An 18,384-nucleotide genomic window follows, 5' to 3' on the forward strand; every position below is an offset into this window, starting at 1 on the left:
GACGATCGACCGACTAATGACACAGGAGTCCGGAACCCGTGACCACCCTTGCGCTCGGACCCAGCTGGCTGGATCCGGATTATCTGATCGGGACTTTCGGGCTGATCGGTGTTCTGGTCATCGTCTTCGCCGAATCCGGCCTGCTCATCGGCTTCTTCCTGCCGGGCGACTCACTGCTCTTCACCACCGGCCTGCTGGTGACGGCCGGCACCCTCAAGACCCCGCTCTGGCTGGTCTGTCTGCTGATCGTGCTCGCCGCGATCATCGGTGACCAGGTCGGCTATCTCTTCGGCCGGAAGGTGGGTCCCGCGCTGTTCAAGCGCCCGGACTCCAAGTTCTTCAAGCAGGAGAACGTCGAGAAGGCGCACGAGTTCTTCGAGAAGTACGGCCCCAAGTCGCTGGTCCTGGCGCGCTTCGTGCCCGTCGTCCGTACGTTCACGCCGATCATCGCCGGTGTGAGCCAGATGAACTACCGCTCGTTCATCACGTACAACATCGTCGGCGGCACGCTGTGGGGCGCGGGCGTCACGCTGCTGGGAGCCGCCCTCGGCAAGATCGAGTTCGTGACCGAGAACATCGAGATGATCCTGATCGGCATCGTGGTGCTCTCGGTGCTGCCGATCGTGATCGAGTTCCTGCGGGCACGTTCCAAGTCCAAGAAGGAAGCCGCGCGGCAGCCGGGCGTCGATGACGGTCTGGTCGGTCCGGGTACGGCCGCGACGGACGGGCGTGCGCCGATGACGCCGCCGAGCGCTCCGGGTACGCCGGGCGCCCCGGGCGGCGGTGGCCGCGGCCGTCACGCCAAGCGCTGACCACCACCTCGACGAGACCCCTCAGAAGCCGCGCGTCCGCTTGGCCGCGCGGCGGCTCGACGCCCGGCCCGCTCCCGGCACCGTGAGGAAGAGCCGGGCGATCTCCCCGCCGAGATTCACCCCGACGGCGATCGCCAGCGCCAGCGCCACCGCCTGGGAGAGCGAGGTGAGCCCGCTGGCCGGCTCGTTCTGCGCGAAGCCCAGCAGCCCGAAGTAGGTCGCCGAGCCCGGCAGCAGCGGTCCGATCGCCGCCGTGATGTAGGGCAGCGCGGAGGCGAACTGGTAGCGCGAGAAGAGCTGCCCGAAGAGCCCCACCAGACCGGCGGCGACCGCCGTCGAGGCCACCGGCGAGATACCGCCCACGTCATGCATCGCCGCGTAGACGATCCAGGCCACACCGCCGTTGAGCGAGACCATCAGCACGGTCGAGCGGTCCTGCTGGAGCAGGATCGCGAAGGCGAAGCTCAGGGTCACCGCCGCCAGGGTCTGGGCCACCGGCCGTACCTCGCTGTGCAGCGCCGCTTCCGGCGTCAGCTGCGCGTGCAGCTGAACGCCCAGATAGAGCACGAGCAGCACACCGACGACGATCGCGATGAAGAAGTACATGACTTCCAGGAGCCGTGCGGCGGCGGTGATGTAATAGCCCGTCAGCCCGTCCTGCACCCCCGCCACCAGCGCCCGCCCCGGCAGCAGCGCGAAGAGACCACCGGTGATCACGGCCGAGGGCCGGCCCTCCCACGAGACATGCGGGCCGAGCAGCGTCAGCGCCACCCCCATCGCGGCGGGCGGCATCGCGGCCACCACGAACTGATAGAACTCCGGCAGCCCGCGCCCGGCGCACAACCAGGCCAGCCGGTCGCCGAGCATCGCGCCGAGCGCCGCCGCCGCGAACACCACCACGCCACCGCCGACCAGCACGGACGCCGCCCCGGCCAGCAGCCCGCTGGACGCGGTCAGCGCCCAGCCGGGGTACGGGTGCCGGTTGCGGCGGATCTCCGCGAGCCGCCGGTACGCCTCCTCCAGCGTGACGTCCGTGTCCTCGGTGGTGATGTCGTCGACGAGCGTGAAGACGGCGGACAGCCGGGTGTAGTCGGTGCCCCGTCTGCGTACGGTCCTGCTGGCCGTCACCGGGTCGTCCACCAGCGACGGCTGATGGGAGATGGACAGCAGGGTGAAGGTGACGGTCGGCTCGCAGCGGTCGAGGCCGTACGCGCGGCTGACCGCGAACATGGCGGCCTCGACATCCTCGGCGCCCTCGCCGCCGGCCAGCAGCAGCTCACCGATACGCAGTGTCAGGTCGAGCACCCGGGGCACGGCGGGCCCCTGGTCGTCGTGGCGCTGGACCCGCTCCGGTACGGGGCGCTCGCCCGACGGCATCCGCAGCAGGGTGCGCATGCGGTCCTGCCAGGGTGCTTCCTTGCTCAACTGGATCACCGGGACGCCCCGGGCGGGGGTGTACGCGTGGGGCGACTGCCGCCCGCCGGCCGCGCCGGGCGGCGTACCGCCCGGCAGATCGAAGGCCGAGCCCTCCGACTCGGCCGGCTGCTCCGTATTCAGCCCCTCGGGAAGGGCGAACTCCGACGTCGGATGGTCGTCCTCGGGAAGCGGCGGCTGCTCCACTCCGAACGGCGGGGTGAAGGCGCTGTGCGCCTCGTCCGTCTGAGGCTTCCGGTCCTCCTGACCGCCGGACTCCGCCACCACCCACCGCTCCCTCGCTCCTGGGGCGATCTCGGTCCTGTCCGGTCGCCGCGCAGTCACACGTCTGCCCAGTATGGGCATGGACATGGACAGTCACACACGCGGATGAGTCACACACGCGGACGGGCGGCGTACCCCGCGTGGGGTACGCCGCCCGTCATCCGCCTGTCATCCGTCCGGCGGCCGGTGCCCGGTCAGGGCCTGGTCAGTGCGCGCCGCCCTGGGCCTCAAGTCGCTTGTAGGAGGCCTCGATCTCGGCCTCGGCCTCGGCGCGGCCGACCCAGTCGGCGCCCTCGACGGACTTGCCGGGCTCCAGGTCCTTGTAGACCTCGAAGAAGTGCTGGATCTCCAGGCGGTCGAACTCCGAGACGTGATGGATGTCGCGCAGGTGCTCCACCCGGGGGTCGGACGCGGGGACGCACAGCAGCTTGTCGTCGCCGCCGGCCTCGTCCGTCATCCGGAACATGCCGATGGCACGGCATTTGATGAGGCAGCCCGGGAAGGTCGGCTCGTCGAGGATGACCAGCGCGTCCAGCGGGTCGCCGTCCTCGCCGAGGGTGTTCTCGACGAACCCGTAGTCGGCCGGGTAGCTGGTCGAGGTGAAGAGACGACGGTCAAGACGGATCCGACCGGTCTCGTGGTCCACCTCGTACTTGTTCCGCGAACCCTTAGGGATCTCGATGGTGACGTCGAACTCCACGGGTGGCTCCTCCATGATCAACACATTTGTCAGTGGTGCTGCGACTTCACGCAGGAGACCCCCCGTCCGGGAGCGGACAGCGGGCCCACTCCTGGCCGGGGTGCCATGCTCGTGGCAAGGCGCAGTGATTAAGTGTCCCCCACGCAGCAGTGTGATCGCGAAAGGGGCTGGTCAACCGTGCTTGAGCCGAAAGTGTGGCAGGTCACGGCGGGTTCCGTCGTGATCGGCATGGCGCTCGCCGCCGTGGCGGTGGCCGCGGCCGGCCCCTGGGACTCCGGTCAGCGTAAGGCCGAGCGGGAATGGGTGGTCGCGCAGAGCCGTACGGGTGGCGCACATCACGGCCCGTCCGCCCCCCGTACGCCCGTGCCCGCCCCCAGCGCCGCCGGCGTGCTCTCCGCGCTCTCCGCACCCGACAGCGACCCCCCGAATGCCGGAACCGCGTCCGTGGATCTCGGGAAGAAGCTCGGACCGCTCCTCGACGACCCCGCGCTCGGCGAGGCCCGGTCGGCGTCCGTCATCGACGCCACCACCGGTGAGCAGCTGTACGGGAAGGCGGCCGGCACCCCGATGACCCCGGCCTCCACGGTCAAGGTCGCGACGGTGGCCGCCGCGCTCTCCGCGCTCGGCCCCGACCACCGCATCGCCACCACGGTGACCTCCACCGCGGACGCCCGGAGGATCACCCTGGTCGGCGGCGGTGACGCCACCCTCGGCCGGTCAGGACTGAGCGCCCTCGCCGAGGACACCGCCCGCGCGCTGCGCGACCGGGGCATCACCAAGGTCGAGCTCCGCTACGACACCTCCCTCTACTCCGGCCGCCGGGAGCACCCGATCGGCCCCAACGACAACATCGCCCCCGTCGTCGCCCTGATGGCCGATCAGGGCCGGCTCGACACCTCCCGCAGCGGACCCGCCCCCCGCAGCGGCAATCCGGCGGGCGACGCCGCCCGCGTCTTCGCCGCACTGCTGCGCGAGCGCGGCGTCCGTACCTCGGCGGCGCCCGAGCCCGGCAAGACCCCCAAGGGCTCGAAGACCGTCGCCAGGACCTACTCACGCCCGCTCTCCGATCTCGCCGAACGCGCGCTGACCGACAGCGACAACGACATCGCCGAATCCCTGGCCCGGCAGACCGCCCTCGCGGCGGGCGAACCCGCCAGTTTCGACGGCGCGGGCCGCGCCGTCGGCGCCGAGCTCAAGAAGCTCGGACTGCCGGTCGCCGGCGCCCGCTTCGCCGACGGCAGCGGCCTCAACCGCCAGGACAAGGTCAGCGCCGCTCTCCTCACCGCGCTGCTGGCCCGCGCGGCCGACCCCGCCCGCCCCGAGCTGCGCCCCGTACTCACGGGACTGCCGGTCGCCGGGTTCAACGGCACCCTCCGGAGCCGGTACGCGGACGACGGGCCCGCCGCCGGACTCATCCGCGCCAAGACCGGCACGCTCACCGGGGTGAACGCCTTGGCGGGCACGGTCGTCGACGCCCGGGGCCGGCTGCTGGCCTTCGCCTTCATGGCAGGCGCCACCCCCGCCCCCGACTCCGCCCAGAAGGCCCTGGACCGGCTGTCCGCGGCCCTGGTCCCGTGATCAGGCGCCCCCTGAGGGTCCCGTAAGGGTCCCGTAGGGGAAGAACCGGGCCACCCACACCCCACCGCTCCCCGTGCCGAGCACGTACGGTTGACGCATGACGAGCATCGGTGGTGCCCAGATGGTCGACTGGAATCTCGCGGTGGCGACCGCGACCCGCCTCGTGCGGCCGGGACCTGAAGTGACCCGCGACGAGGCGCGAGAGATCGTCGCCGAGCTGCGGCGGCACGCGAAGTCCTCGGAGGAGCACGTCCGCGCGTACACGCGCATGGTTCCCGACGGCCATGAGCCGCCCGACACCCCGGTCCTGGTCGTGGACCGGGCCGGCTGGGTCAAGGCGAACGTGGCCGGATTCCGCGAGCTGCTCAAGCCCCTCCTGTCGAAGATGCAGGAGCGCCGCCCCGGCGGTCCCGGCGGCGCCGTGCTCGGCGCGGTCGGCGGCAAGGTGACCGGCGTGGAGCTGGGCATGCTGCTGTCGTTCATGTCGTCCCGTGTCCTCGGCCAGTACGAGACGTTCGCCCCCGCCACCCGCGATCTCCCCGCGGCCGCGAACGGCGGCGGCCGACTGCTGCTCGTGGCCCCCAACATCGTCCACGTCGAACGCGAACTGGACGTGCAGCCGCACGACTTCAGGCTCTGGGTCGCCCTCCACGAGGAGACCCACCGCACGCAGTTCACCGGCGTGCCCTGGCTGCGCGACCATCTCCAGGGCGAGATCCAGTCATTCCTCGACCAGACCGAGGTCGACCCGATGACCCTCGTCGAACGGCTCCGCGAGGCCGCTCAGTCGCTCGCCGGCGGTCGCCCCGAGGGCGAGGAGAACGAGGACGGACGCAGCATCGTCGAGCTGGTGCAGACACCCGGACAGCGCGAGATCCTCGGCCGGCTCACCGCCGTCATGTCCCTGCTCGAAGGGCACGCCGACTATGTGATGGACGGCGTCGGACCGGCCGTCGTGCCGTCGGTCGCCGAGATCCGCGAGAAGTTCCAGCAGCGCAGGGCCCGGGGCGCCGGCCGCCTCGACCAGGCGCTGCGCAAACTGCTCGGCCTCGACGCCAAGCTGCGCCAGTACCGGGACGGGGAACGGTTCGTACGGGCCGTCGTCGAGGAGACCGGCATGGACGGCTTCAACCGGGTCTGGACCTCGCCGAACACCCTGCCCACCAAGGCGGAGATCGCTAAACCGGCGGACTGGATCGCACGGGTGCACCGCAAGGCGGACTCCTGAGACGGGCGCGGCTCACGGCAGAAGTACGCCTCAGGTATCACCCATCCGAGGGACCGTGGGTGAGGGATAGGCGTGCAATGCTCGGGTAATGGCTCGGTTCTGTCACCATCGACGCACTCTGAGTGACGCTCTCCGTCCTTACTCCGACCGAGGCACCCCCCAAATAACATCACGAAGGGCACCGGATATGGGTCCCCATCCTGCGGTCGCGGCGATACGCCTGGCGGTCCGCCGCGTACTCCACGACGTCCTCACCGACCGGCCGGAGAACTTCTCCGCCGGCCCCGTCCCCGCCGGCGAGCCGCCCCTCGTGCTCGTCGCCTGCTCCGGCGGCGCCGACTCCATGGCGCTCGCCTCCGCCCTCGCCTTCGAGGCCCCCAAACTTTCCGTCCGCGCCGGAGCCGTCACCGTCGACCACGGCCTCCAGGCCGGCTCCGCCCTCCGCGCCGCCGAAGTCGTCACCCGACTCCGTGCCATGCGCCTGGACCCCGTCGAATCCGTCGCCGTGACCGTCGGCCGGGAGGGCGGTCCTGAGGCAGCCGCGCGCGACGCCCGCTACGCCGCGCTCGACGCCGCCGCGGAGCGCCACCGGGCCGCCGCCGTCCTGCTCGGCCACACCCGCGACGACCAGGCCGAGACCGTGCTGCTCGGGCTCGCCCGCGGCTCGGGCACCCGCTCGCTGTCCGGGATGGCCGCCGTCTCGGGGGCGGCCGGCCGCTATCGGCGCCCCTTCCTCCAGCTCGACCGGCAGACGGCCCGCAAGGCCTGCCTGGTCCAGTCGATCCCCGTCTGGGACGACCCGCACAACACCGACCCCGCGTACACCCGTTCACGACTCCGCCACGAAGGGCTGCCGGCCCTGGAGAAGGCGCTCGGCAAGGGCGTCGTCGAGGCCCTGGCCCGTACGGCACAGCTCTCCCGCGACGACGCCGACGCCCTGGACACCTGGGCCGCCACCGTCGAGGAGTCCGTACGGGACGATTCCGGGCAATTGCAGTGCGCCAAGCTGTACGTCCTCCCGCCCGCCGTCCGCCGTCGCGTGCTGCGCCGGGCGGTCATCGCCGCGGGCGCCCCCGCGGGTTCGCTGTTCGCCCGTCACATCGAAGAGGTCGACCGCCTGATCACCGGCTGGCGCGGCCAGGGAGCCATCAACCTGCCCGGCCGCGTGGAGGCCCGCAGGCAGGGTGGCAGACTGGTCATCCGGCAGGGCTGAAGCGCTGATGCACTTACGGCTGTGTCTCCCGGGCCGCCAGTGCCTTGGCCCCGGACCCATGGCCGACGACGAAAGTGATGCGGGTGGACGACAAGGACATGGGCAACGACCTCCAGTCGGTGCTCATTACCAAGGAAGAGATCGACGCGAAGCTGGCCGAACTGGCCGCGAAGATCGACGCGGAGTACGCGGGCAAGGACCTGCTTCTCGTCGGAGTCCTCAAGGGCGCCGTGATGGTCATGGCGGATCTGGCGCGGGCGCTGTCCACCCCCGTGACGATGGACTGGATGGCCGTCTCCTCGTACGGAGCGGGCACGCAGTCCTCCGGTGTGGTCCGGATCCTCAAGGATCTGGACACCGACATCAAGGGCAAGCACGTACTGATCGTCGAGGACATCATCGACTCGGGTCTGACCCTGTCGTGGCTGCTCTCCAACCTCGGTTCGCGGGAGCCGGCCTCGCTCGAAGTCTGCACCCTGCTCCGTAAGCCGGATGCCGCAAAGGTCGCGATCGACGTCAAATGGATCGGCTTTGACATTCCCAATGAGTTTGTCGTGGGATATGGCCTGGATTACTCGGAAAAGTACCGCAACATGCCTTTCGTCGGGACGCTCGCTCCACATGTGTACGGCGGTTAGAGCGCACCTCGGCGCACCTGAGCGCGCCGAAGAGCGGCGAAGTTCCAGGGAAAGGCTTCGCCGCGGCCGGGAACCCCAGACCCCCTCGCGCCGTTGGAGCATGGGAAGACGGGTTTGCCAGCCGTCCCGTGCGGTCGCGGGCCACAATGCTGGGGTACCGTCCGAAGAACAGTCTTTTCTCACAGCAGCATTTACCTACGGGCAGGAGGGACGGGGCGACTTCGCTCCGTATGGATGGACGTGAAGCGATACTTCCGTGGGCCGGTCATGTGGATCGTGCTGGCCGTCCTCGCCGTGGTCGTGTTGATGCAGGTCGTCGGCTCGTCGGGCGGCTACAAGACAGTGGACACCGGTCAGGTCGTCCAGGCGATCGACAAGAACCAGGCCGAGCAGGTCAGACTGACCACCGGCGACGAACAGATCATCAAGGTCGACCTCAAGAACGGCCAGAAGATCAACGGCAGCGACAAGATCCAGGCGAGCTATATCGGCAGCCAGGGTGCGACGCTCGCCAAGACGCTCCAGACCAAGTTCCAGAACGGCGACATCAGCAAGGGCTATACGGTCTCGCCGTCGAAGCAGAGCCCGTTCGTCTCGGTGCTGCTCTCGCTGCTCCCCTTCGTCCTGATCGTCGTGGTCTTCCTGTTCCTGATGAATCAGATGCAGGGCGGCGGCTCCCGTGTCATGCAGTTCGGGAAGTCCAAGGCCAAGCTGATCACCAAGGACACCCCGAAGACGACCTTCGCCGATGTGGCCGGGTCCGACGAGGCGGTCGAGGAGCTCCACGAGATCAAGGAGTTCCTCCAGGAGCCGGCGAAGTTCCAGGCCGTCGGCGCCAAGATCCCGAAGGGTGTGCTGCTCTACGGCCCGCCCGGTACGGGCAAGACGCTGCTCGCCCGCGCGGTCGCGGGTGAGGCCGGGGTGCCGTTCTACTCGATCTCCGGTTCCGACTTCGTCGAGATGTTCGTCGGTGTCGGCGCCTCTCGGGTGCGTGACCTCTTCGAGCAGGCCAAGGCGAACGCCCCGGCGATCGTCTTCGTCGACGAGATCGACGCCGTCGGCCGGCACCGCGGCGCGGGTCTGGGCGGTGGCCATGACGAGCGCGAGCAGACGCTGAACCAGCTGCTCGTCGAGATGGACGGCTTCGACGTGAAGGGCGGCGTCATCCTGATCGCCGCCACGAACCGGCCCGACATCCTCGACCCCGCGCTGCTGCGCCCGGGCCGCTTCGACCGGCAGATCGCCGTCGACCGCCCGGACATGCAGGGCCGGCTGGAGATCCTGAAGGTCCACCAGAAGGGCAAGCCGGTCGCCCCGGACGTCGATCTGGGCGCCGTCGCCCGTCGTACGCCCGGCTTCACCGGCGCGGATCTGGCGAACGTGCTGAACGAAGCGGCGCTCCTGACGGCGCGCAGCGACAAGAAGCTCGTCGACAACCACTCCCTGGACGAGGCGATCGACCGCGTCGTGGCGGGCCCGCAGAAGCGGACCCGGATCATGTCCGAGAAGGAAAAGAAGATCACCGCGTACCACGAGGGCGGTCACGCCCTGGTCGCCGCGGCGTCTCCGAACTCCGACCCGGTCCACAAGATCACGATCCTGTCGCGCGGCCGGGCCCTGGGCTACACCATGGTCCTGCCCGACGAGGACAAGTACTCGACCACGCGCAACGAGATGCTGGACCAGCTCGCCTACATGATGGGCGGGCGCGCGGCCGAGGAACTGGTCTTCCACGACCCGACGACGGGCGCGGCCAACGACATCGAGAAGGCCACGGCCACGGCTCGGGCGATGGTCACGCAGTACGGCATGACCGAGCGGCTCGGCGCGATCAAGTTCGGCGGCGACAACACCGAACCGTTCCTCGGCCGGGAGATGGCGCATCAGCGCGATTACTCGGAAGAGGTCGCGGCGCTGGTCGACGAAGAGGTCAAGAAGCTCATCGAGACCGCGCACAACGAGGCGTGGGAGATTCTCGTCGAGAACCGCGATGTGCTCGACAATCTGGTCCTGGCGCTCCTGGAGAAGGAGACGCTGAACAAGGAGCAGATCGCCGAGATCTTCTCGACCATCGTGAAGCGTCCGTCCCGTCCGGCATGGACCGGCTCCTCGCGTCGTACCCCCTCGACACGGCCGCCGGTGCTTTCGCCCAAGGAGCTGGCGCTGACCAATGGCGCCTCCGGTTCGAACGGCGGGATGCCCGCGGTGACGAGCGGCGAGACGGCCGGCGAGGCGGTTCCCGAGGAGCGTCCCGAGAGCTGATCCGGGCGCCTCACCTGGCCCGGAATGGATGCCGCGCCCCCCAGGTTTTAGCCTGTGGGGGCGCGGCATTCGTTTGCCCGCCCACAGAACGGCACAGGAACGAGGCACACATGACCGACCCGGTGATGCTGGACGGGGAGAGCCCCATCCGCGAATTCGATGAGAAGCGGGCCGAGAATGCGGTGCGCGAGCTGCTGATCGCGGTGGGGGAGGACCCGGACCGAGAGGGACTGCGGGCGACTCCCGGCCGGGTGGCGCGGGCGTACAGGGAGATATTCGCCGGGCTCTGGCAGACGCCTGAAGAGGTGCTGACCACGACGTTCGACCTCGGCCACGACGAGATGGTCCTCGTGAAGGACATCGAGGTGATGTCTTCATGTGAACATCATCTGGTGCCATTTGTCGGGGTCGCCCATGTCGGCTACATCCCGTCCTCGGACGGCAAGATCACCGGACTGTCCAAGCTGGCCCGGCTGGTGGATGTCTTCGCCCGTCGGCCGCAGGTCCAGGAGCGGCTGACGACGCAGATCGCCGACTCGCTGATGGAGATCCTGGACCCGCGCGGGGTGATCGTGGTCATCGAGTGCGAGCACATGTGCATGACCATGCGAGGAGTGCGGAAGCCGGGTGCCAAGACGATCACTTCGGCCGTCCGCGGGCAGCTGCGCGTTCCGGCCACGCGCGCGGAGGCGATGAGTCTGATAATGGCCCGCTGAGTCGGGCCGGGCCGAGCGGCGCCGCCCGAGGGCGCTTCCGTTCAGGTGCTGGGGCCCGCCGGGGCGGTGCCGTTCTTGTCGTGGTCTTCCGGGAGTTTGCAGACCCGCTCCAGGAAGAACGCCGCGACGATCACCGCGATGCCCGCGAGAACGGAGAACGCCGCGTAGATGGCCTGGTCGCGGCGGGCGGGGATGTCGAGGGAGCCGAGCAGGAAGACGCCCGTGCCGCCGTACATTCCGGAGACGAGGGCCGCGACCAGGGCGCTGGCCTGGCCGAAGACGACCGCGCGGGCCGCCATCAGTGGGTTCACGCCCTGCGCGCCGGGGCGGCGCTCCCGCTGGGCCTTCAGCCGCGCGCGCAGCGAGAGGGCCGTCGCGGCCAGGACCACGGCGATCACCGCGAGCACGATCGGCGCCGCGAGGGGGACGCTCGGCAGTGTCCCGAAGGAGTCCCACAGGCGGGCGGCGCCCCAGGAGAGCACACCCGCCACCACGAACAGCCCGGCGAGGACGCCGATCCGCAACTGCTTCACCGAGAAAGCCCTTCGCCTCGCTGTACCGATCCTCGCCGTACCGACCCCGCTGAGCCTAACCACTACTCGGGCAGGCGGAGTTCCAGATCGGTCCGGGTCTGGACACCGCCTCGGCCGATGTCCGCCAGCAGTTCGGCGACCGGGCCTCGGCCCGGGACCTGCGCTTCCGGCTCCACGTCGTGCCAGGGGGCGAGGACGAAGGCGCGCTCATGGGCCCTGGGGTGGGGGAGGGTGAGCAGCGGGTCGTCCGAGACGACATCCGCGTACGCCACGATGTCCACATCGATGGTGCGCGCCCCCCAGCGCTCCTCGCGGACCCGGTCGAAGGCCTCCTCGATGGCCTGGCCGCGCTCCAGCAGTGAGGACGGCGGCAGCGTCGTCTTGATCACGACGACCGCGTTGAAGTAGGACGGCTGGGAGCCGGGCTCGACGCCCCAGGGCTCGGTCTCGTACACCGGGGAGACCGCCTTGACCCGCAGTCCCGGGGTGTCCTCCAGGGCGTCGATGGCGCCCTGGATCGTCTCCAGGCGATTGCCGAGGTTGGAGCCGAGGGAGACCACGGCGCGTTTCGGGTTGGACAGCGTGGTGTCGGCGGCGTCGACCTGGGCGACCACGGAGGCGGGCACCGGCTGTACGGTCGGGTCGCCCTGGGGACCGTTGGCGGAAAACACACTCATACTCGGCTCCGGGTGATGGTGATGGTCACATCGTCGAAGGGGACGGTGATCGGGGCGTCGGGTTTGTGTACGACCACCTCGACCTCCTGGACGCCGTCGTGTTTCAGGCACTGCTGGGCGATCCGTTCCGCCAGCGTCTCGATCAGATCGACCGGCTCTCCCTGGACGACCTCCACGACCTCTTCGGCCACGATCCCGTAGTGCACGGTCTTCGCCAGGTCGTCGTCGGCAGCCGCGGGGCGGGTGTCTAGGCCGAGCATCAGGTCCACGATGAAGGTCTGGCCCTCCTCGCGCTCCCGGGGGAAGACGCCATGATGCCCGCGGGCCTTCAGGCCGCGCAGCGCGACACGATCCACGCGAATCACTCCTGCTGTCGTTGGTCGTCGGGGCACCCGGCCGGGTGCGGGCGGCTGGGTTCCCTCATTTGAATCTACCCGCGGGCACGGACAGTGCTCTCGTGCGGGGGTGAGGGACAGGTGTGGGGTTGCCCGGCAGCCGGCCCTGCCCGGGACCGCCGATCGGCCCGCAGGAGCTGCCTACCCACTCACGCGGGTGTCTCGTCGTCCGTTTCCTCATCGGTTTCGGCCAGAACCGGTGAGCCATGATGTGACCAGATTTTCCACCCTTCGGGTGTGCGGCGGAAGACGTTGGTGGCGACGACCAGCTGGCCGACGAGCGGTCCGAGCTCGCCGCTCTCCTCGGCGGGGCCACCGCTGAGGATGTTCTCCGTGCAGGTCACCAGCGCGGTGTCGGCGCAGACCGACACCACGACATCGGTCAGGAAGAACTGGATGTACTCGGTGTTCGCCATGATCAGCGCGTACGAGCGGAGCACTTCCCCGCGGCCGGTGAGCACGGGCCAGCCGGGGTGGACGCAGGAGATCCCGTCCTCGTCGCCGTCCAGCCAGAGCGCGGACAGGGCGTCGAAGTCACCGCGCTCCATCGCCTCGTAGAAGGTGGTGTTGGCCACCTCGACCTGTTCGTTGTCCGTGCGCGCGGTCACTGGGCTCCCTCGACGGCGCGGGCCACCCGTACCGCGTCGGCGGTGGCCCGTACCTCATGGACGCGGACCGCCCAGGCGCCCTGGTGGGCGGCGATCGCGGAGACGGCGGCGCTGGCCGCGTCGCGCTCGCGGGCGGGCGGCGGGGAGCCCTCGCCGCCGGCGAGGACATGTCCGAGGAAGCGTTTACGGGAGGCCGCGACCAGAAGCGGCCGGCCCAGGGCACGCAGCTCGGTGAGGTGCGCCAGGAGCGCGAGGTCGTGCTCGGCCTGCTTGGCGAAGCCGAGGCCGGGATCGATGACAAGCCGCTCGGGGGCGACGCCTCCGGCCACCACGGCGTCCATCCGGGCGCGCAGTTCGGCGACGACCTCCGCGACGACGTCCGTATAGATGGCGCGGCTGTTCATCCGCTCGCTGAAACCGCGCCAGTGCATCACCACGAAAGGCACGTCCGCGGCGGCGACCGCGGGCACCATGGCGGGGTCCGCGAGTCCGCCGCTGACGTCATTGACCAGCGCGGCACCGGCCGCGACGGCCTGCTCGGCGACGGAGGCGCGCATGGTGTCGACGGAGACGGTGACGCCTTCGGCCGCGAGGCCCCGTACGACGGGGATCACGCGCCTGAGCTCCTCGTCCTCGTCCACGCGGGTGGCGCCGGGCCTGGTCGACTCACCGCCGACGTCCACCAGGTCCGCGCCCTCGGCGACAAGATCGAGACCGTGCTTGACGGCGGCGGTGGTGTCGAACCAGCGGCCACCGTCGGAGAAGGAATCGGGCGTCACATTGATGACGCCCATCACCGCACAGCGGTCCCACTCCGGGAGCCCCTCGACCGCGCCCCGCGCGCGCAACGTACTCATACGCCCACCCTAGGGGGTCTCCCCGGGGGTGGGCCGCCCGGCCGGATCCGCGCGACGGGGCCGGATCCGCGCGACGGGCGAGTGACACACTCCCGGGCGGGCCGGACGCATCCTCAGGCGGTACGGATCTCGTGGTCGGGCGGGCCCGCGGTGTCGTGGGCGCAGGGGCGGGGGTGCCGGTCGCGGGTGAGGCGGCGCAGCGGGCGGGGCAGCGCGAGGGTGACGAAGCCTTCGGCCCGCATCGCGGCGAGGCCGATCCTGGGCAGTTCGCCGGTGCTGCGGAAGACCACGAAGCGGGGCTCCCAGCGCGGCTGGAACTTGGCGTTGAAGCGGTACAGCGACTCGATCTGGAACCAGCGGGAGAGAAAGACCAGCAGCTTCCGCCAGCCGCGCAGGACCGGTCCCGCGCCCAGTCGTTCGCCGCGGGCGAGCGCCGAGCGGAACATCGCGAAGTTGAGGGAGATCCGTGCCACCCCGAGCGCGGGGGCGGCGTGCAGGGCGGCGACGATCAGCAGTTCGTTCATGCCGGGGTCGGCGGAGCGGTCGCGGCGCATCAGGTCCAGGGACATCCCGTCCGTACCCCACGGGACGAAGTGGAGTACGGCCTTCAGGTCGCCGTACGGGCCGGTGGCGTCCTCGCCGGGCTTGTGGGCCGTGGCGATCACGGAGTCGCCGTCGGCGGGGTCGCCGATCCGCCCGAGGGCCATGGAGAAGCCGCGTTCCGTGTCGGTGCCGCGCCAGTCGGCGGCGGCGCCGCGGATCCTGGCCAGCTCGCCGGCGGAGAGGTCACGGACGCGCCGCACCCGCGTTTCGTAGCCGGCGCGCTCGATGCGCTTCACCATCTGGCGTACGTTCCGCATGGCGCGTCCGTGCAGGGAGAAATCCGGCACGTCCACCACCGCCTCGTCGCCCAGCTCCAGCGCGTCGAGTCCGGTCTCGCGGGTCCAGACCTCGCCGCCCGTCTCGCCGCAGCCCATGACGGCGGGCGTCCAGGAGTGGGCCTTGGCCTCGTCCATGAAGCGTTCGATGGCGCCGGGCCAGGCCTCGACATCGCCGATCGGGTCGCCGCTGGCGAGCATCACCCCCGAGACGACGCGGTAGCAGACGGCGGCCTTGCCGCTGGGGGAGAAGACCACGCCCTTGTCGCGGCGCAGGGCGAAGTGGCCGAGGGAGTCACGTCCGCCGTGCCGGGCGAGCAGGGCGCGCAGCCGTCGTTCGTCGTCCTCGGTGAGGCGGGCGGCGGGGTGTTCGGGGCGGAAGGCGAGATAGCCGGTGGTGAGGGCGGTGAGCAGGCCGAGCGCGCCGAGGGAGTCGCCGACGGTGCCGCTCACGACGCCGCTGTAGTCGATGGGCCCGTCGAGGCCGATCAGGCCGTACAGCACGTGTTCGAGCCGTTCGGCGAGGCCGGGGTTGCCGACGGTCCGGTGCGGATGGACGCTGACGACGATCAGTCCGAGGCCGATGGAGCCCGCGCCCATGAGGAAGAAGTTGGCCAGCGCCTTCCAGCGGCTGTGCGGGTCGGGCAGCGCGGCGAACTCCCGGCGGTGGCGCAGCAGCAGGGCGAGCAGTATCAGCGGGAGCAGGGTGCCCAGGAGCGAGTGCCGGTAGCCGAACTGCGCCACGGCGCCCCCGGGCAGCAGGACGACCGCGGCCCGCCAGGCGCGGCGTTTACGGCGTTTCAGACCGTGCGCGAGCAGCAGCAGGAGTACGCCGGCGCTGATGGAGAGCGCGGCGGACAGGGGTCCGAGCGCCCCGGGCAGCACCTCGGCGAAGGCGTGCATCCGGCTGTGGCGGAAGCGGGGGAAGACGCCGGTGGCGATATCCATCAGCCCGACGAGAGTGCAGGCGGTGCCGACCAGTGCGGGGACGGATTCGGGGCGCGGGCCGCGGAGCGGACGGCGTGTCAGTGGCCCAGGCGGTATGCCCGTGTTGTGCTGTGACCGACCCGGAACCGATCCCGATTTATCCCCATCCTGAGTCACAGACATCGCTTCCCGTGGTTCCGCGAGAGAGTGTGGTGCCCGTCTCCGCCTCTTCTTCGCGGGCCGGACATTTTGCGACCTCTAGGACGGGGCTTTCGGAGGTCGGGTTCCTCAGCGTTTCGGAAAATCTCACAGGAGAAAGCTCGGTCGATATGGGTCTTACCAGCCGTAAAGTCCTGATCTTGGCCGTCCTGCTGGCTGTTGGGCTGTTCGTCGTGACCATCTGGCTCTGGCCGCGCCTGTCGCGCGGTACGCCACGCGTGGTGCTCGGCCGGATCGGACTGCTGTTGGCCACGCAGGTGGCGGTGTTCATGGCGGTCGGTCTCGTCGCCAACAACTCCTTCCTCTTCTACGGATCGTGGTCCGACCTGTTCGGGCGCAAGCAGGATCTGGGGGCGGTCGTCGACCATTCGGCCGGGGGCACTCACGTGACGGTGATGGACACCCAGCGGACGCCCACGCCCGGCGGTTCGGTGCCCTCGGTGGCCGGCCAGGTCCAGCGGATCGTCGTCAGCGGCCCGAAGTCCGGGATCGACAGCACCGCGTACGTCTATCTCCCACCGGAGTACTTCCGGCGGGGATTCGTGCACCGGACCTTCCCGGTCGCCGTGGTGCTCACCGGCTATCCGGGGATGGCGGAGAACCTGATCAAGCAGCTGAACTATCCGAAGACCGCCTGGCAGCTGGCCAAGGACGGCAAGATGCAGCCGATGGTGCTGGTGATGCTGCGGCCCACGGTGGCGCCGCCGAGGGACACCGAGTGCGTGGACATCCCGCGCGGTCCGCAGACGGAGACGTTCTTCGCCAAGGATCTGCCGCTGGCGATGTCCCGGACGTACCGGGTCGGGCGCGAGCCGAAGAGCTGGGGCATCATCGGCAACTCCACCGGCGGCTACTGCGCGCTGAAGATCGCCATGCACCATCCGGAGCGGTACTCCGTGGGCGTCGGGCTCTCGGCGTACTACAAGGCGCCCGTCGATCCGACGACCGGTGATCTCTTCCGGGGCGACAAGCAGCTGCGCAACCGCTCCGACCTGCTGTGGAGCCTGGACAACCGGCCGCAGGGCCCGGTGTCCTTCCTGGTCACCTCGTCCAAGAAGGGCGAGGGAAATCTCAAGGCCACGCGGACGTTCATCAGCAAGGTCAAGGCGCCCTCGCATGTGTCGTCGATCATCCTCGACAGCGGCGGGCACAACTTCAACACCTGGCGCCGGGAGATCCCGCCGGCCCTGGAGTGGATGAGCGGGCGGCTCTACTCGAACTGATCGCCCAGCCGTCGTTGTGGCGGCGGCCCTCAGACGGAGGCGACCTTGCTGACCGTCTCCAGCTCCACCTCCGTACGGGGGATGGCCTGCGCGTCCGCGTCGATCGACCGGCGCAGCGCCTCGTGCAGCCTGGCCGGTGTGAGGACCCCGAGGAAGCGTCCCGTCTCCGCCTCGTCGATCACCGCGATCCATCCCGCGTCGTGCTGGAGCATCGTGGCGAACGCCTGCTTCAGGGAGGCGCCGACCGGCAGCCATGCCTCCATCCGGCGCGCGTGCTCCCGTACGGTCCCGGAGGCGCCGGTCTGCTCGGTGGAGATCCAGCCGTGCAGATTGTCGGCCGAGTCCAGGACGACGGCCCAGCGCGCGCCCTCCTTGGCGAGCTTCGCCGCGGCGCGGGCCAGCGGGTCGTCGAGATGGACGACGGGCGGCTGTTCGAGGTCGCCCTCCTCGATGGAGGTGACGGAGAGCCGCTTCAGACCCCGGTCCGCGCCGACGAAATCGGCGACATACGGGGTGGCGGGAGCGCCGAGCACGGCGGCGGGGGCGTCGAACTGTTCGATCCTGCCCTGCCCGTAGACGGCGATACGGTCACCGAGCCGGACCGCTTCCTCGATGTCGTGCGTGACAAACAGCACAGTTTTCCGGACCGCCGCCTGGAGCTTGAGGAACTCGCTCTGGAGATGGTCGCGTACGACGGGGTCGACCGCGCCGAACGGCTCGTCCATCAGCAGGACGGGCGGATCGGCCGCCAGGGCGCGGGCCACGCCGACGCGCTGGCGCTGGCCGCCGGAGAGCTGCTCGGGGTAGCGGTCGCCGTAGACGGACGGGTCGAGACCGACCAGGTCGAGGAGTTCGGCGGCGCGCTCACGGCCCTTGGCGCGCTGCCAGCCCAGCAGATGCGGGACGGTCGCGGTGTTCTCCAGGACCGTCTTGTGCGGGAAGAGACCGACCTGCTGGATGACATAGCCGATACGGCGCCTGAGCTGCACCGGGTCGATGGCGGATATGTCGTCCCCGTCGAGGAATATCCGTCCCTCGGTCGGCTCGATGAGACGGTTGACCATTTTCATCGTGGTGGTCTTGCCACAGCCGGAAGGCCCGACGAGCGTGACCAGTTCGCCCTGGGGGACCTCGAAGGAGAGGTCGTCGACAGCGGTCGTACCGTCCGGGTACCGCTTGGTGACGTGCTCGAATCGGATCATGGTTCCCCATTGTGCGACGT

The 18,384-nt window shown here is 70.0% G+C and carries 17 protein-coding genes; 8 read left to right on the forward strand and 9 right to left on the reverse strand.

Annotation, left to right across the window (positions count from 1 at the left end):
- The first annotated feature begins 38 nt into the window (after positions 1 to 38).
- A complete protein-coding gene (locus M1203_RS29510) occupies positions 39 to 812 on the forward strand; it encodes a VTT domain-containing protein (protein WP_249952866.1) in 774 nt (257 codons plus the stop codon).
- Between the two features lie 21 nt (positions 813 to 833).
- Here M1203_RS29510 and M1203_RS29515 read toward each other — a convergent pair whose 3' ends face one another.
- On the reverse strand, positions 834 to 2,513 hold the full coding sequence (locus M1203_RS29515; protein WP_249952867.1) for a threonine/serine exporter ThrE family protein: 1,680 nt from the start codon (positions 2,511 to 2,513) through the stop codon (positions 834 to 836).
- A 202-nt stretch (positions 2,514 to 2,715) separates the two neighbouring features.
- On the reverse strand, positions 2,716 to 3,210 hold the full coding sequence (locus M1203_RS29520; protein ID WP_003968257.1) for an inorganic diphosphatase: 495 nt from the start codon (positions 3,208 to 3,210) through the stop codon (positions 2,716 to 2,718).
- A 177-nt stretch (positions 3,211 to 3,387) separates the two neighbouring features.
- Here M1203_RS29520 and dacB point away from each other — a divergent pair, with 177 nt between their 5' ends.
- The 6 genes from dacB to folE all read left to right on the forward strand — a co-directional run bounded on the left by dacB (position 3,388) and on the right by folE (position 10,845).
- Positions 3,388 to 4,788, forward strand: a complete 1,401-nt coding sequence (gene dacB, locus M1203_RS29525) for a D-alanyl-D-alanine carboxypeptidase/D-alanyl-D-alanine-endopeptidase (protein WP_374404298.1) — start codon at positions 3,388 to 3,390, stop codon at positions 4,786 to 4,788.
- Between the two features lie 97 nt (positions 4,789 to 4,885).
- The gene (locus M1203_RS29530; protein ID WP_249952868.1) at positions 4,886 to 6,016 is read left to right on the forward strand and encodes a zinc-dependent metalloprotease; all 1,131 of its coding nucleotides are present in this window, start codon (positions 4,886 to 4,888) and stop codon (positions 6,014 to 6,016) included.
- A 187-nt stretch (positions 6,017 to 6,203) separates the two neighbouring features.
- Entirely contained in the window at positions 6,204 to 7,229 is a 1,026-nt protein-coding gene (gene tilS / locus M1203_RS29535) for a tRNA lysidine(34) synthetase TilS (RefSeq protein ID WP_249952869.1), read from the forward strand.
- A 77-nt stretch (positions 7,230 to 7,306) separates the two neighbouring features.
- Complete coding sequence (gene hpt, locus M1203_RS29540) at positions 7,307 to 7,867, forward strand: hypoxanthine phosphoribosyltransferase (RefSeq protein ID WP_030354476.1); 561 nt, start codon at positions 7,307 to 7,309, stop codon at positions 7,865 to 7,867.
- Between the two features lie 234 nt (positions 7,868 to 8,101).
- Positions 8,102 to 10,129: an ATP-dependent zinc metalloprotease FtsH gene (gene ftsH / locus M1203_RS29545; protein ID WP_249952870.1), complete on the forward strand. Its 2,028-nt coding sequence runs from the start codon at positions 8,102 to 8,104 to the stop codon at positions 10,127 to 10,129.
- A 110-nt stretch (positions 10,130 to 10,239) separates the two neighbouring features.
- The gene (gene folE / locus M1203_RS29550) at positions 10,240 to 10,845 is read left to right on the forward strand and encodes a GTP cyclohydrolase I FolE (RefSeq protein ID WP_249952871.1); all 606 of its coding nucleotides are present in this window, start codon (positions 10,240 to 10,242) and stop codon (positions 10,843 to 10,845) included.
- A 41-nt stretch (positions 10,846 to 10,886) separates the two neighbouring features.
- Here the strand turns inward: folE and M1203_RS29555 are convergent, their stop codons facing one another.
- From M1203_RS29555 to M1203_RS29580, 6 genes are all read right to left on the reverse strand, one after another.
- A complete protein-coding gene (locus M1203_RS29555; RefSeq protein WP_249952872.1) occupies positions 10,887 to 11,378 on the reverse strand; it encodes a DUF3180 domain-containing protein in 492 nt (163 codons plus the stop codon).
- Positions 11,379 to 11,440: 62 nt separating this feature from the next.
- Complete coding sequence (gene folK / locus M1203_RS29560) at positions 11,441 to 12,055, reverse strand: 2-amino-4-hydroxy-6-hydroxymethyldihydropteridine diphosphokinase (RefSeq protein ID WP_249952873.1); 615 nt, start codon at positions 12,053 to 12,055, stop codon at positions 11,441 to 11,443.
- Entirely contained in the window at positions 12,052 to 12,411 is a 360-nt protein-coding gene (folB, locus tag M1203_RS29565) for a dihydroneopterin aldolase (protein ID WP_030354471.1), read from the reverse strand. The genes folK and folB overlap by 4 nt, the downstream gene beginning before the upstream one ends.
- A gap of 188 nt (positions 12,412 to 12,599) precedes the next feature.
- Positions 12,600 to 12,998, reverse strand: coding sequence for a nuclear transport factor 2 family protein (locus M1203_RS29570; RefSeq protein WP_249952932.1), 399 nt, complete (start codon positions 12,996 to 12,998; stop codon positions 12,600 to 12,602).
- Between the two features lie 56 nt (positions 12,999 to 13,054).
- Positions 13,055 to 13,915, reverse strand: coding sequence for a dihydropteroate synthase (folP, locus tag M1203_RS29575; protein WP_249952874.1), 861 nt, complete (start codon positions 13,913 to 13,915; stop codon positions 13,055 to 13,057).
- Positions 13,916 to 14,028: 113 nt separating this feature from the next.
- The gene (locus M1203_RS29580; RefSeq protein ID WP_249952875.1) at positions 14,029 to 15,903 is read right to left on the reverse strand and encodes a phosphatidylglycerol lysyltransferase domain-containing protein; all 1,875 of its coding nucleotides are present in this window, start codon (positions 15,901 to 15,903) and stop codon (positions 14,029 to 14,031) included.
- A gap of 146 nt (positions 15,904 to 16,049) precedes the next feature.
- Here M1203_RS29580 and M1203_RS29585 point away from each other — a divergent pair, with 146 nt between their 5' ends.
- Entirely contained in the window at positions 16,050 to 17,162 is a 1,113-nt protein-coding gene (locus M1203_RS29585; RefSeq protein WP_249952876.1) for an esterase family protein, read from the forward strand.
- 29 nt (positions 17,163 to 17,191) lie between these two features.
- Here M1203_RS29585 and M1203_RS29590 read toward each other — a convergent pair whose 3' ends face one another.
- The gene (locus M1203_RS29590) at positions 17,192 to 18,364 is read right to left on the reverse strand and encodes an ABC transporter ATP-binding protein (protein WP_249952877.1); all 1,173 of its coding nucleotides are present in this window, start codon (positions 18,362 to 18,364) and stop codon (positions 17,192 to 17,194) included.
- Between the last annotated feature and the right edge of the window lie 20 nt (positions 18,365 to 18,384).

This window comes from Streptomyces sp. 35G-GA-8 (assembly GCF_023534745.1).
Taxonomy (GTDB): Bacteria; Actinomycetota; Actinomycetes; order Streptomycetales; family Streptomycetaceae; genus Streptomyces.

What these genes read in the sequence shown, in the direction of transcription:
- M1203_RS29530 (WP_249952868.1), top strand. Translation starts at nt 4,886, where the DNA reads ATGACGAGCATCGGTGGTGCCCAGATGGTCGACTGGAATCTCGCGGTG.
- M1203_RS29585 (WP_249952876.1), top strand. Translation starts at nt 16,050, where the DNA reads ATGGGTCTTACCAGCCGTAAAGTCCTGATCTTGGCCGTCCTGCTGGCT.
- folK (WP_249952873.1), bottom strand. Translation starts at nt 12,055, where the DNA reads ATGAGTGTGTTTTCCGCCAACGGTCCCCAGGGCGACCCGACCGTACAG.
- folE (WP_249952871.1), top strand. Translation starts at nt 10,240, where the DNA reads ATGACCGACCCGGTGATGCTGGACGGGGAGAGCCCCATCCGCGAATTC.
- hpt (WP_030354476.1), top strand. Translation starts at nt 7,307, where the DNA reads ATGCGGGTGGACGACAAGGACATGGGCAACGACCTCCAGTCGGTGCTC.
- M1203_RS29590 (WP_249952877.1), bottom strand. Translation starts at nt 18,364, where the DNA reads ATGATCCGATTCGAGCACGTCACCAAGCGGTACCCGGACGGTACGACC.
- tilS (WP_249952869.1), top strand. Translation starts at nt 6,204, where the DNA reads ATGGGTCCCCATCCTGCGGTCGCGGCGATACGCCTGGCGGTCCGCCGC.
- M1203_RS29570 (WP_249952932.1), bottom strand. Translation starts at nt 12,998, where the DNA reads ATGGAGCGCGGTGACTTCGACGCCCTGTCCGCGCTCTGGCTGGACGGC.
- ftsH (WP_249952870.1), top strand. Translation starts at nt 8,102, where the DNA reads ATGGACGTGAAGCGATACTTCCGTGGGCCGGTCATGTGGATCGTGCTG.
- folP (WP_249952874.1), bottom strand. Translation starts at nt 13,915, where the DNA reads ATGAGTACGTTGCGCGCGCGGGGCGCGGTCGAGGGGCTCCCGGAGTGG.
- M1203_RS29580 (WP_249952875.1), bottom strand. Translation starts at nt 15,903, where the DNA reads ATGTCTGTGACTCAGGATGGGGATAAATCGGGATCGGTTCCGGGTCGG.